The 12857-nt window shown below is 61.1% G+C and carries 15 protein-coding genes; 9 read left to right on the forward strand and 6 right to left on the reverse strand.

All coding sequences use genetic code 11. The features are described 5' to 3' along the window. The first annotated feature begins 107 nt into the window (after window positions 1–107). From BLU71_RS02890 to BLU71_RS02900, 3 genes are all read left to right on the forward strand, one after another. Window positions 108–1529, forward strand: coding sequence for a transglycosylase SLT domain-containing protein (locus BLU71_RS02890; RefSeq protein ID WP_083352261.1), 1422 nt, complete (start codon window positions 108–110; stop codon window positions 1527–1529). Window positions 1530–1642: 113 nt separating this feature from the next. Then, window positions 1643–2077, forward strand: a complete 435-nt coding sequence (locus tag BLU71_RS02895; protein ID WP_016770887.1) for a DoxX family protein — start codon at window positions 1643–1645, stop codon at window positions 2075–2077. Between the two features lie 249 nt (window positions 2078–2326). Next, window positions 2327–2635 (forward strand): hypothetical protein, encoded by a 309-nt coding sequence (locus BLU71_RS02900; protein WP_042607899.1) that lies wholly within the window; start codon window positions 2327–2329, stop codon window positions 2633–2635. A 6-nt stretch (window positions 2636–2641) separates the two neighbouring features. Here the strand turns inward: BLU71_RS02900 and greB are convergent, their stop codons facing one another. From greB to BLU71_RS02915, 3 genes are read right to left on the reverse strand one after another with little or no spacing between them, the layout of a single operon-like run. Next, window positions 2642–3139 carry a transcription elongation factor GreB gene (gene greB / locus BLU71_RS02905; RefSeq protein WP_016770885.1) on the reverse strand — a complete coding sequence of 166 codons (498 nt, stop codon included), beginning with the start codon at window positions 3137–3139 and terminating at the stop codon, window positions 2642–2644. Between the two features lie 34 nt (window positions 3140–3173). Then, window positions 3174–5678, reverse strand: a complete 2505-nt coding sequence (locus BLU71_RS02910) for an ABC transporter permease (RefSeq protein ID WP_083352262.1) — start codon at window positions 5676–5678, stop codon at window positions 3174–3176. After that, entirely contained in the window at window positions 5678–6361 is a 684-nt protein-coding gene (locus BLU71_RS02915; RefSeq protein ID WP_016770883.1) for an ABC transporter ATP-binding protein, read from the reverse strand. Before BLU71_RS02915 ends, BLU71_RS02910 begins: the two co-directional genes overlap by 1 nt. Window positions 6362–6371: 10 nt before the next feature. On the opposite strand from BLU71_RS02915, the gene BLU71_RS02920 reads away from it, so the two are divergent. The 3 genes from BLU71_RS02920 to BLU71_RS02930 all read left to right on the forward strand — a co-directional run bounded on the left by BLU71_RS02920 (window position 6372) and on the right by BLU71_RS02930 (window position 8511). Continuing rightward, window positions 6372–6977 carry an arylesterase gene (locus tag BLU71_RS02920; RefSeq protein ID WP_042607895.1) on the forward strand — a complete coding sequence of 202 codons (606 nt, stop codon included), beginning with the start codon at window positions 6372–6374 and terminating at the stop codon, window positions 6975–6977. Window positions 6978–7034: 57 nt separating this feature from the next. Then, on the forward strand, window positions 7035–7328 hold the full coding sequence (locus BLU71_RS02925; protein ID WP_016770881.1) for a hypothetical protein: 294 nt from the start codon (window positions 7035–7037) through the stop codon (window positions 7326–7328). A gap of 211 nt (window positions 7329–7539) precedes the next feature. After that, complete coding sequence (locus BLU71_RS02930; protein ID WP_042607894.1) at window positions 7540–8511, forward strand: L,D-transpeptidase family protein; 972 nt, start codon at window positions 7540–7542, stop codon at window positions 8509–8511. A 124-nt stretch (window positions 8512–8635) separates the two neighbouring features. On the opposite strand, the gene oprI is transcribed toward BLU71_RS02930, so the two are convergent. Further along, entirely contained in the window at window positions 8636–8887 is a 252-nt protein-coding gene (gene oprI / locus BLU71_RS02935; protein WP_003183784.1) for an outer membrane lipoprotei OprI, read from the reverse strand. A 638-nt stretch (window positions 8888–9525) separates the two neighbouring features. Here oprI and BLU71_RS02940 point away from each other — a divergent pair. Further along, complete coding sequence (locus BLU71_RS02940) at window positions 9526–9807, forward strand: GNAT family N-acetyltransferase (protein WP_016770879.1); 282 nt, start codon at window positions 9526–9528, stop codon at window positions 9805–9807. A gap of 60 nt (window positions 9808–9867) precedes the next feature. Here BLU71_RS02940 and BLU71_RS02945 read toward each other — a convergent pair whose 3' ends face one another. Next, complete coding sequence (locus tag BLU71_RS02945) at window positions 9868–10944, reverse strand: 3-deoxy-7-phosphoheptulonate synthase (RefSeq protein WP_016770878.1); 1077 nt, start codon at window positions 10942–10944, stop codon at window positions 9868–9870. A 129-nt stretch (window positions 10945–11073) separates the two neighbouring features. Continuing rightward, entirely contained in the window at window positions 11074–11517 is a 444-nt protein-coding gene (locus BLU71_RS02950) for a PilZ domain-containing protein (protein ID WP_065616884.1), read from the reverse strand. Here BLU71_RS02950 and BLU71_RS02955 point away from each other — a divergent pair. Both BLU71_RS02955 and BLU71_RS02960 read left to right on the forward strand, forming a co-directional pair. Further along, a complete protein-coding gene (locus BLU71_RS02955) occupies window positions 11516–11902 on the forward strand; it encodes a thioredoxin family protein (RefSeq protein WP_083352263.1) in 387 nt (128 codons plus the stop codon). The genes BLU71_RS02950 and BLU71_RS02955 overlap by 2 nt on opposite strands. Continuing rightward, entirely contained in the window at window positions 11899–12855 is a 957-nt protein-coding gene (locus BLU71_RS02960) for a putative 2-dehydropantoate 2-reductase (RefSeq protein ID WP_065616886.1), read from the forward strand. The genes BLU71_RS02955 and BLU71_RS02960 overlap by 4 nt, the downstream gene beginning before the upstream one ends. Window positions 12856–12857: the final 2 nt, after the last annotated feature.

Consider the following 12857-nt stretch of genomic DNA (forward strand, 5'->3'; position numbering starts at 1 on the left):
CACTGTGCCAGTCTCTCGCACTTTACCAGCGCACAAAGCGCTCTGTTTTCGTCGGTGATCTCGCCGCTTTCATGGTGAGTTCGCCCCGTATTCTTTTCGGAGAGTGGATGCATCGTCCCTCGGTTCTGCTGCTGTTGTGCGCTGCGTTGCTGCTGCCGATGACGGCGGTCGCGCGCCTGCCCGGGCCGCTGCAAGCCGTGCCGGCGACCAAGGTTCGCGACCTCTCGGACATTCGCAGCAGCCGCGTGTTGCGCGTGCTGGTCAATCAGAGCCGCAACAGCTCCGGCGAAGTCCAGGGCCAGGCCATTGGTGTCGAATACCACCGCCTGCGCGCCTTCGAGCAATACCTCAACGGCCATGCCCGTGACGGTCAGCAAGTCACCCTCAAAATCATTCCCAAAGCCAAGGATCAATTGCTCGGCGCCTTGCAGCGCGGCGAAGGTGACATGGTCGCGCCGGGCGAGTTGCTCGATCTGCCTTCGGGCTATGCGGTCGCCAGCAGTGAGCCGATCGCCAGCAACGTGCCGCTGGTGCTGGTCGGCATCAAGGGCCAGCGCCGCTACACCAGGGTCGAGCAACTCTCTGGCAAAACCCTGGCCCTGCCCACTGGCAGTGCGGCGGGGGAGGTGGTCAGCCAGCTCAACCAGAAACTGGCGCTGCACAAACTGGCACCGATCAATATCGAATGGGTCGATCCAACGCTGGCCGTGGAGGATGTGCTGGAAATGGTCCAGGGCGGGATTTTCCACCTGACCATCGTCGAGCAGCCGATTGCCGAGCGCTGGGGCAAGATCCTGCCGAAGCTGCGCCTCGACCGGCAACTGAGCCTCGGCGAGCCGGGCGAGGAACATTGGTTCGTGCGCCGCGACGCGTCGATGTTGCGCGCGAGCATCGATCGCTTTCTCACCGGTTACAAGAAACCCTCTGACAAAGACGCCGCATTTCTGCGCATCTATCGGCGCTTGTACCAGGTGCACAATCCGCTGGCCAAGGGGGATCGCCAGCGTCTGGAAAAACTCCGCCCGACCCTGCAAAAGCACGCCGACGCGCAGAACATGGACTGGCTCAATCTTGCGGCGCTGGCGTTCAAGGAATCGCGTCTGCAGCCCAACGCCCGCAGCGGCAGCGGCCCGACCGGGCTGATGCAGATCACTCCGTCCGCCGCGCAACGGGTCGGGGTGAGCAATATCCACAATCTCGATGCGAATGTGCAGGCCGGCGCCAAGTACCTGGCGATGATCCGCCGCAAATTTTTCAGCAGCCCCAAACTCAACGAGCGTGAGCGCATGGCATTCACCCTCGCTGCGTACAACATCGGCCCGGAGCGCGTGCAAGGCATGCGTGCCGAAGCGCGCCGCCGTGGCCTCAATCCCAACCAGTGGTTTTTCCAGGTCGAGCGTATCGCCATGGAGCAGGTGGGAATGGGCGCCGTCAGCTATGTTAATAGCGTGAACAAGTACTACCTGGCATTCGACCGGGAGCGTGAGTCGCTCGAGCCCCGCCAGCAGAAAGTGGTTACACGAAAATAATCTAAAAATTCGATTGTTATGGCGAAATATTTGCGCTTTTAACATGAAATAAACTGATTAATATAGCGACCAACCCAAACACACAAACACTTCTGCACAACAAGGAATGCACCATGAGCTCTCTGATCAACAAGGTTCTGTTCACCCGCGCCGGTTACGGCCTGACTGTCCTGCGCATTGCTGTTGGCGTGATCTTCGCCGCCCACGGTTCGCAGAAACTCTTTGGTCTGTTCGGTGGCTACGGCCTGGCCGGCACCGCGCAATGGATGGAAAGCATCGGCCTGACCCCGGGCTACCTGATGGCCTCGCTGGCCGGTGGTACCGAGTTCTTCGCCGGTCTGGCCCTGATCATCGGCCTGCTGGCACGCCCGGCGGCACTCGGTCTGGCGTTCCTCTCGCTGGTGGCAATCTTCTCGGTGCACATCGGCAACGGTCTGTTCATGGCCAACAACGGTTATGAGTTCGCCCTGGCTCTGCTGGCCGGTAGCATCGCGGTACTGATCGAAGGTGCCGGCAAGCTCTCGGCGGATCGCGCCATCGCCGGTTAAAGGCTCTGGCTCAAGGCAAAGGCCCGCATTGCGCGGGCCTTTTTTTGTTGCGGGCGATTCTTGACACTGGTCGGTCACGTTCTCTAGGATGTTGCTCATGCGCCGATTTAAACAGCTACTTGCGGGGCGCCAGGTGACTTCTACAGTTACCGTCAGAAGCCGGAACAGGGCTTCGAAATACCGCTAAAGCGCTGGTTCGGTGTTGCCTCTCACCTGCCATGCAGACTTTTGAGGCAGAGACACGACACGATGAATGCACTACGCCCTCCAGCACGTCCCGCGCCGATCACGGCCCATGTCACCCAGCGCAACCCGAAAATCCTTCTTGGCGGCAAACACCAGCCGACGCTGTTGCGTTATCTCGATGGCTGGCCACGTCGCAGCGGCGGTCCTGCCGCGTTCCTGATCCAGTTTGTCGATGACGGCGAGTCGCTGGCGCGTTTCGCCACTGACAGCTTTGATCTGGCGGTGATTCAGGCGCCGAGTGCAGAAGAGGCGCCGGAAATGATCAAGCAACTGACCCGCGTTGCGCGGCAGGGCTTGATCACCCGGCGCTGATTGTTCTTACGGGTATTCAATCGCCACGATGTAAACGAACTGCTCGCCGGTCGGCGTCTGCACCCGCACTTCGGCGTCGAGTGCCTTGCCGATGAGAGCGCGGGCCAGCGGTGAGTCGATGCTGATCAAACCGAGTTTGAGGTCCAGTTCATCGGGGCCGACGATGCGGTAGCGCGACTGCTTGCCGTCTTCGTCTTCGATAGTGACCCAGGCACCGAAATAGACCTTGTTCGGGTCACTGGGTTTTTCGCTGACTACCTTGAGCGCTTCCAGACGCTTGGTGAGAAAACGCACGCGACTGTCAATTTCGCGCAGCATTTTTTTGCCGTAGGTGTACTCGGCGTTTTCCGAACGATCACCCTGCGCCGCCGCTTCACTCACCGCCTGGGTGACCTGCGGGCGACGCACATGCCACAACTCATGGAATTCGGCGCGCATTCGCGCTTCACCTTCGGGGGTGATCAGCGCGGTGCCGGCGGTGCGGGGAGGGCGATAACGGCTCATGGCAACTTCTTGTGATTAAGACCGCCTGAGTCTATCAACCCTCGCGCAACACTGTCAGTGGGCTGGCGTTCAGTGCGCGACGCGTGCCGAACACTCCGGCTCCCCCTATCAATGCGGCGCCAATCAACGGCAGCACCAGCAGCCAGGGATGCGGATGCCATGGCAGGTCGAAGGCGAAGCGGTACAGCACCAGGCTGACCACCTCCGAACCGATCGCCGCGAGCAAGCCGCTGACCGCGCCCAGCAAACCGAACTCGATACGTCGCGCCTTGATCAGCAACTGCCGCTCGGCACCCAGCGCACGCAACAGCGCACCTTGGCGGATGCGTTCATCCAGCGTCGCCTGCAGGCCGGAGAACAGCGCCGCCATCCCCGCAGCAAGAACAAACAACAACACATATTCCACTGCCAGGGTGACCTGGGCGAGGATGCTGCGCAGCTGTTCGAGCAAGGCTTCGACCTGCAGGATGGTCACCGCCGGGAAGGTCCGCGACAGCTCGACGATCTGCTGATCGTGCCCCGGCGCCAGATAGAAACTGGTCAGGTAGGTCGCCGGCAGATCCTTCAAGGTGCCGGGCTGGAAAATCATGAAGAAGTTCGGCTGGAAGTTGTCCCAGTTGATCTCGCGCAGGCTGGTGACCTTCGCTTCGCGATTGACCCCGCCGACACTGAACACCATGTGATCGCCGAGTTTGAGTTTCAGGCTTTCGGCAACTTTGCCTTCCACGGAAACGCCCGGCACATCGTCGGACGGCTGACCGCTCCACCATGAGCCAGCGGTGAGCTTGTTGCCGGCCGGCAGATCCGCCGCCCAGGTCAGGCTCAGATCACGCTGAATGGCGCGGTCTCCGGCGGAATCCTTGCTGACGATTTGCTGCACCGCTTCGCCATTGATGCTGATCAGCCGCCCCGGCACCACTGGATACAGCGGCGCCGCTTGCGCGGACACCTTGATCAGGTGATCGGCGAAGGCCTGCTTGTCAGCCGGGAGGATGTTCAGCGCGAAGTAATTCGGCGCATTTTTCGGTAGCTGGTTCTGCCAAGTGTCCAGCAACTCACCACGCAGCAGCGCGATCAGTGCCATCGACAACAGGATCAGGCCGAAGGCCAGGGATTGCCCGGCCGCGGCCAACGGATGCCGCAACAACTGGCCAAGACCCAGGCGCCACGGCAACGAGGCGCGGGCGAGCATGCGGCGCAGGCTTTGCAGCAACAACAGCAGCAGGCCGCCGAGCACAAGCGCGGCGACCACGCCACCGCCGAGCAGGGCGAAAGTCAGCAGCAGGTCGAGGCTCAGACGCCACATGATCAGGCCCAGCGCACCCAGCGCCGCGCCATAGACCATCCACGTACTCGACGGGATCGGCAGCATGTCGCGACGCAATACCCGCAGCGGTGGCACGCGACCGAGGGCGGCCAGCGGCGGCAGGGCGAAACCGGCCAATGCCACCAGCCCGGTGCCGATCCCGGCAATGGCTGGAAACAGGCCACCCGGCGGCACATCGCTCGGCAGCAAATCATGCAGCAGTGCGAACAGGCCCAGTTGCGCCAGCCAGCCGAGCAGGGCGCCACTGATCGCCGCAATCAGACCCAGCACGGTGAGCTGCAGACTGAACAGCACCATGGTTTCCCGCCGCGATAATCCGAGGCAGCGCAGCAAGGCACTAGCGTCGAACCGCCGGCTGGCGAAACGGTTGGCCGACAACGCCACCGCCACCCCGGCCAGCAACACCGCGACCAGACTGGCCATGTTCAGATAGCGCTCGGCTTTGCCCAGCGCACCGCCAATCTGCCGGTTACCATCACGGGCATCCTGGATTCGCTGGTTTGCAGCCAGGCCCGGTTTGATCAGTTCGCGATAGGTTTCCAGCGCCTGCGGTTCGCCGCGCCACAGTTCGCGGTAGCTCACCCGGCTGCCCGGTTGCACCACGCCGGTGGCGGCGAGGTCATCGAGGTTGATCAGCACCCGGGGCGTCAGGCTGTAGAAGTTGCCGGCGCGATCCGGCTCGTAGGTCAGCACGCGCGTCAGCTTCAAAGTCTTCATGCCGACATCGATGCTGTCGCCGATCTTCAGATCCAGCGCGGTCAACAGGCGCGCCTCGACCCAGGCTTCACCGGGTTGCGGTTCGCCGCCGACTTCTTCCTGGGCAAATGGCGCGGGCGCGCTTTTCAGCTCGCCACGCAGTGGATAGGCTCGGTCGACAGCTTTGATGCTCGACAGCTGAATGCCGTTGTCGGTGGCAATGACGCTGGAGAACTCCACCACTTGCACATGATTCAGGCGCAGTTCGGTGCCGCTGCGGATTTGCTCCTCGCGGGCCGGCGAGCTGCCTTCCAGAACCAGATCGGCACCGAGAAACTCGGTGGCACGCAGCATCATCGCGCCATTGAGGCGAGCGCCGAAATAGCCAATCGCGGTGCTCGCCGCGACGGCTACCACCAGCGCAAAGAACAACACGCGCAACTCACCAGCGCGGGCATCGCGCATGAGCTGGCGCAGGGCGAGGCTGAACAGACGCAACAGCGGCAGACGTGCCATCAAGGCTCCAGAGGGGCGACCAGCAGCCCGGCTTCAAGACGGATCAGGCGCCGGCAGCGATGGGCCAGGCGTTCGTCGTGGGTCACCAGCACCAGAGTGGTGCCGCGTTCCTTGTTCAACTCGAACAGCAAGTCGCTGATGCGCTCGCCGGTGTGGCTGTCGAGATTGCCGGTGGGTTCGTCGGCGAACAGCACGTCCGGTTCGGCGGCGAAGGCGCGGGCGATGGCCACACGTTGCTGTTCGCCACCGGAGAGCTGGCGCGGCGAGTGGGTCAGGCGCTGGCCGAGGCCGACGCGCTGAAGCAGTTGCGTGGCGCGCTCGCGGGCATCCTTGCGGCCATCGAGCTCGAGCGGCAGCATGACGTTTTCCAGCGCATTGAGGCTGTCGAGCAACTGGAACGACTGGAAGACAAAACCGACGTGCTCGGCGCGGATTCGCGCGCGCTGGTCTTCGTCGAGATTGCTCAGGCCCTGGCCGGCGAGGGTGACTTCGCCGCTGCTCGGCAGGTCGAGGCCGGCGAGCAGGCCGAGGAGGGTGGATTTGCCGGAACCGGACGCGCCGACGATGGCCAGGCTGTCGCCCTTGTTCAGTTCCAGGCTGAGTTCGTGCAGGATAGTCAGTTCACCTTCCGCGCTAGGGACCACTTTGCTGAGGTTCTTCGCGGTGAGAATGCTTGCGCCCATGGAGAATCCGATGCGTGTATGGTTTTTGAGTGCTGGCCTGGCCTTGATGTGCATGGCCCAGAACGCAGCGGCGGGTACTGTCCTGATCGTTGGCGATAGTATCAGCGCCGGTTTCGGCCTGGATACCCGTCTGGGGTGGGTGTCGCTGCTTGAGCAGCGGCTCGAACAAGAGGGTTTCGACGATAAAGTGGTCAACGCCTCGATCAGTGGCGACACCAGCGCCGGAGGCCAGGCGCGGCTGCCGGCGCTGCTTGCAGAGCATAAGCCTGAGTTGGTGATCCTCGAACTGGGTGGCAACGATGGCCTGCGCGGGATGCCGCCAACGCAATTGCAACAAAATCTTGCCTCGATGATCGACAGCTCGCGCCAGAGCGGCGCCAAAGTGCTGTTGCTCGGCATGCAACTGCCACCCAACTATGGCAAGCGTTACACCGATTCGTTCGCCGAGGTTTACGGCAAGCTCGCTGACGAGAAAAAGGTCCCGCTGGTGCCGTTTTTTCTGGAAGGCGTCGGCGGTCATCCGGACCTGATGCAGGCCGACGGTCTGCACCCGGCCGCCGGGGCTCAGGGCAAGTTGCTGGAAAATGTCTGGCCGACGCTGAAACCGCTGTTATGAGGCTTTTCTACAGGCAGGCTTTCGGCTAATGTGGCGCCCCCTAATTTGGAGCCCCCGATGCCGCGTCCTGCCTGGTCCCTGTTTGCCTACCAACTGATCGAGCCTGACGAGCAGCTGGACCTGTTCGCCTGCCAGGAAGTGCGGGTGCATCTGGTGACGCGTCAGCTGGAACTCGGAGGCTCGGCTGACCGCACGCTCTGTGGCACGCTGCTGCCGGCGCAACCGCGCTGGTCGAATGTTGATCGCCGGGTGTTTCAGGATCAGCGCCTGTGCTCGCTGTGCCGGGCGATTCTCGAATCGCAGAAGCGCGGTACCTCGCCGATCTGGCCCGAGCTGCGTTTCGAGCTCTGAGTGTTCAAGATCAAAAATGTGGGAGCGAGCCTGCTCGCGAAGGTCTTTTCAATCGACATTCATGCTGGCTGACACACTGCTTTCGCGAGCAGGCTCGCTCCCACCCTGAACGCACCCTGTCGCCTATGGCCGCGCTACCTCCCCGAATCCCCAAGCCGCGGTGTACAATCGCGCCCTTATACCCTTGATGATCATGCGAAGGATTTTCCGGATGTTGCCGCGCTTTCCTGCCGTCACCCGCTGCCTGTCACTTGCCGCCCTGTGTGTGGCCGGTCCCGTTGCTGCATTGGAGCTTCCCCTGCCACCACCCGGCGAGGATATCGTCGGCCAGGTGCAGGTGATCAAAGCCAAGTACGAAGACACCTTCGCCGACCTGGGCACCACCTACGATCTGGGCTATTCGGAAATGGTTGCGGCCAACCCGGGCATCGATGCCTGGCTGCCGGGCGCCGGCACCGAGATCGTCCTGCCGACCCGCTTCATCCTGCCGCCGGGCCCGCGTGAAGGCATCGTCATCAACCTCGCCGAATACCGCCTCTATTACTACCCGAAAGGCCGCGACGTGGTGTACACCTTCCCGCTGGGCATCGGCCGTGAAGGCTGGGGCTCGCCGATCGCGCATACCTCGATCATCGCCAAGACGCCGAACCCGACGTGGACTCCTCCGGCCTCGATCAAGGCTGAGCACGCCGCAGACGGTGATCCGCTGCCCAACGTGGTACCAGCCGGACCTGACAATCCGCTGGGCCCGTTCAAGTTCACTCTCGGCACGCCGGGTTACCTGATCCACGGTTCGAACAAGAAGTTCGGCATCGGCATGCGCACCAGTCACGGCTGCTTCCGCATGTTCAACAACAACGTGCTGGAGATGGCCGGCATGGTCCCGGTCGGCACCTCGGTGCGCATCATCAACGACCCGTACAAGTTCGGACGCAGCGGCGGCAAGGTCTATCTGGAAGCGCACACGCCGCTCGACGACAACGGCAACCCGTCTGTAGTCGACAAGCACACGGCGGTGATCAACGCGATGCTCAAGCGTGAAGACATCACCAGTAACCTGCGCATGAACTGGGACGTGGTGCGTGATGTGGTCGCGGCCGAAGATGGCCTGCCGGTCGAGATCGCCGTGCCGAACGCTTCGGCGCCGATGGTGAGCAGTGCACCGATCGATCTGCAGCAATAAGCGTTGATCGAAACCCGCCGATGCGAGAGCGTCGGCGGGTTTTTTAGTGCCCGGAGGAAAGTACCGGGCACAAAAAAGCCGACCCGGGAAACCGGATCGGCTCGATAACAATCCCGAGGGATTATTACTTGCGGCTAGCTTTTTCCAGCATGCGCAGAGCACGCTCGTTAGCTTCGTCAGCAGTCTGTTGTGCTTTTTGAGCAGCAGCCAGAGCTTCATCAGCTTTACGGTAAGCTTCGTCTGCACGAGCCTGGGAGCGAGCAGCTGCGTCTTCAGTAGCGGTCAGACGTGCTTCGGTTTCTTTCGATGCGCTGCTGCAACCGGTAGCCAGAACTGCGGCCAGAGCCAGAGCAGAGAATTTCAGAACGTTGTTCATCGTGTTCCCCTTCAAGGACTTTCAAATTAAGTGGCTGTCTCCTCACGATTGAGGAAATAGCCGGCGTACATACTACCCATTACTTGTAGTAAGTAAACTGACGTAGCGCAAGAAGCAAAAAAAATTGTAGGCGTTGATTCTTTTTCGAGCAACTTTTAACTGCGCTGTATAAAAAATATCCAGCTGCAAGCCCCGGTGTGAGCGACTCAAACGGAAAAAGTTCCCACCCTCGCATGCTCTTTTTGCGAGTTCGGCGAGAGTCTTTCTAAATGAATTCGTCCACACTTTTGTTCTGCTTCTGCGAACCGCTTCGCGTATCTTTCTTGATGTTCAGGTGACTTTAAAAAAGGTCGCACGTCTTAAGTCTCAACATTCCGGCAATGTTCAGGCAAACGGCACGCGAAGAGCGTCTTGCGGCCATCCTGCGAGCATCGAAGCCTTTGCCCACCGACTGTGCGATGACGAGCGTACCTTGAGCATTTTTGCCAATGGTGCCTACTATTCAACAGGTGTCAGGTTGCGCGAGATCGGTGTGGCTCTTCTCGGTGTCCATCAGGCACGGGGTGGCGTAGATGTTCCTTCGCCGGGAAAACATCGGTAAGGTAGGGGTCACAATTCAAGACCCGCGAGGAGTAGTGATGAGCGAGGCGTTGTCCATCCACCATGACCAGGCTGGTCATCAATTCGAGACCACCGTGGACGGTCATCGTGCTTACCTGACCTACATGGATCTGGGCAAGCAGACCCTGGATATCTATCGCACCTTCGTGCCCAATGCCCTGCGCGGTCGTGGCATCGCCGCAGCGCTGACTGAACGCGCGCTGCAATACGCCGAAGAAATGGGCTACACGGTGATCCCGTCCTGCTCCTACGTCGAGCGCTACATGGAACGTCATCAGCGCCGCGCCGCAAAAATCTGAATCGCACACGCAAAAACGCCGGGCATTGCCCGGCGTTTTTTTATGTCCGCGAAACCATGCTTACGTGCGCTGGCGTTTCGGCAATACGTCCTTGAGCTTGGCGTGCATGCTGCGCAAGGTGTTTTCAGTGGCGGACCAATCGATGCAGGCATCGGTGATCGACACGCCGTATTGCAGGTCGGCGAGGTCTTTCGGGATCGCCTGGCAGCCCCAATTCAGGTGGCTTTCAACCATCAGGCCGATGATCGACTGGTTGCCTTCGAGGATCTGGTTTGCGACGTTTTCCATCACCAGCGGTTGCAGGGCCGGGTCCTTGTTGGAGTTGGCGTGGCTGCAATCGACCATGATGTTCGGCTTGATCTTCGCCTTGTTCAGCGCCTGCTCGCACAGGGCCACGCTAACTGAATCATAGTTCGGCTTGCCGTTACCGCCGCGCAGCACCACGTGACCGTAGGCGTTGCCTTTGGTGGTGACGATCGACACTCCCCCTTCCTGGTTGATGCCGAGGAAACGATGCGGGCTGGACACCGACTGCAAGGCGTTGATCGCCACGGTCAGGCCGCCATCGGTGCCGTTCTTGAAGCCGACCGCCGAGGACAGGCCGGAAGCCATCTCGCGGTGAGTCTGCGATTCGGTGGTACGCGCGCCGATGGCCGACCAGCTGATCAGATCCTGCAGATATTGCGGGGAGATCGGGTCGAGGGCTTCGGTCGCGGTCGGCAGGCCTTTTTCGGCCAGGTCCAGCAGCAACTGACGACCGATGTGCAGGCCATCCTGGATCTTGAACGAGTCATCCAGGTACGGATCGTTGATCAGACCTTTCCAGCCGACGGTGGTACGCGGCTTCTCGAAATACACGCGCATGACCAGGTACAGGGTGTCGGAGACTTCCTCGGCCAGCACCTTGAGGCGATCGGCGTATTCGTGGGCAGCCTTGATGTCATGAATCGAGCACGGGCCGATCACGACGAACAGACGGTGGTCGGTGCCATCGAGAATGTTGCGAATGACTTCGCGGCCCTTGGTGACGGTGCGCAGGGCGGCGTCGCTCAGGGGGATATCACGCTTGAGCTGATCGGGAGTGATCAGGGTCTCGTTAGAGGCGACGTTTAGGTCGTTGATCGGTAAATCAGCCATCGTTTACTCGTCAGGTCACGGGTGCCGGCCGCCAGCGATCCCCGCGCGGCGGAGCACAGCAGATTTAGCGCGTCGGGGGAGCCGAACCTTAGCGCGTCAGACGCGGCTCGACAATGGGCAAACCGTGCTTTAGTCCAGCGCTGGCTGCGCAAAAGCCTTGCGCAGGTTGTCGTGGGAGAACTCTTCGGCATGCTCCTCGACCCATTGCAGGGCCAGCGCCTGAATATCCTGCAGGTCATCGTGGCTGTCCTGCATGCGCGAATAGCGTTCGATCTGACACACTTGCTCACCCATTCGCGCGCTGAACAGGGTCTGTTCGTCAGTGAAAGCGATGCCCACCAGATAGCCTTTTTTGCGGCGCAGACACCAGGCCACGTAGCCCGGACAACAGAAGTCGGCATTCAGCGTCGGCATGCGCACTTGCAACGCGGTGCCATGGCGCCAGGCGCGGTGGTAATTGCAAGCGATGCCGCCGAGGCTGATAGTGTGCAGCTGTTGTCTGGAAATGCATTCAGGCTTGAGTAACGTCAATACAACCGGCACTTCGTCCGGATGAGGAATGAAACGTCCCATGAGCACAGACTCCCTGTGTCGGCCATCTGACATTGTTTCTCCCAGTATAGTGGCCGAATCCGAGCTGACCGACTTTGACGCCGACCAGCGGCTGCTGGCGATGAAAGGGGTTTGCCTGGTGGTTTTCACCAGCGTCGGCTGCGCCAGTTGTCGCTATGCCCGCGAGGTGTTCCCGGGCATGCCGCTGGCAGTCGATCAGCTGTGCTGGATCGACGCCGGCAACAATGGCGGCCTGGTCGAGCGTTATCAGGTGTTTCATTTGCCGGCGCTGTTTGTGGTGCGCGACGGCGAGTTCTTTGGCGCAGTGCACAGCCGCCTGACGGTTGACGGTCTCAACCAGGCCGTGGCGCAGGCGCTGGGTCGAATTGCAGAGGAGTTGCCATGAGCGAGACAGTCAGCAAACCGGTGGTGGGGATTATCGGCACCGGTGCAATCGGCGGTTTTTACGGGGTGATGCTGGCGCGTGCCGGTTTCGACGTGCACTTCTTGTTGCGCAGCGAATTTTCCGCAGTGGCGGAGCGTGGTTTGCAGATCAACAGTGCGGTGCACGGTGCGTTGACCCTGAATCCGGCGAATGCCTATTGCGCTGCCGAAGACATGCCGCACTGCGACTGGCTGCTGGTCGGCACCAAGACCACCAGCAACGCAGGTCTCGCGCCGGCGATCATTCAAGCGGCCAAACCTGACGCAAAAGTGCTGTTGCTGCAAAACGGTCTGGATGTCGAAGACAGCCTGCGGCCGCTGCTGCCGGATTCGCTGCATCTGCTTGGCGGCCTGTGTCTGATCTGCGTAAATCGCGAAGGCCCCGGGCAGATTACCCATCAGGCCCTTGGCGCGGTGAACGTCGGTTACCACAGCGGTCCGGCCATCGATGAAGTGGCGCGCATGGCGATTGTCGAAGAAGGCGCCGGGTTGTTCCGCGCCGCTGGCATCGACTCTCAAGCGATGGCCAACGTGCATCAGGCGCGCTGGCAGAAACTGGTGTGGAATATTCCCTACAACGGACTTTCGGTGTTGCTCGGCGCGGGCACTGAAGCGCTGATGGCCGATGCCGACAGCCGCGTGTCGATTCAGGCGCTGATGGCCGAGGTGGTGCAGGGCGCCAGGGCTTGCGGATACGAGATCCCGCCCGGCTATGGCGAGTACCTGTTTACCATGACGGAAAAAATGCCCGATTACTGGCCGAGCATGTACCACGACTTTTCACACAAACGCCCGCTGGAGCTGGAGGCGATCTACGCCCGGCCACTGGCGGCGGCGAAAGCGGCGGGCTGCGAGTTGCCGCGCATCGAGGCGTTGTATCGCCATTTGGGTTTCATCGACCGCCGCAATACTTGAGT

It is taken from the genome of Pseudomonas moraviensis (genome assembly GCF_900105805.1).
GTDB classification, from domain to species: Bacteria; Pseudomonadota; Gammaproteobacteria; order Pseudomonadales; family Pseudomonadaceae; genus Aquipseudomonas; species Aquipseudomonas moraviensis_A.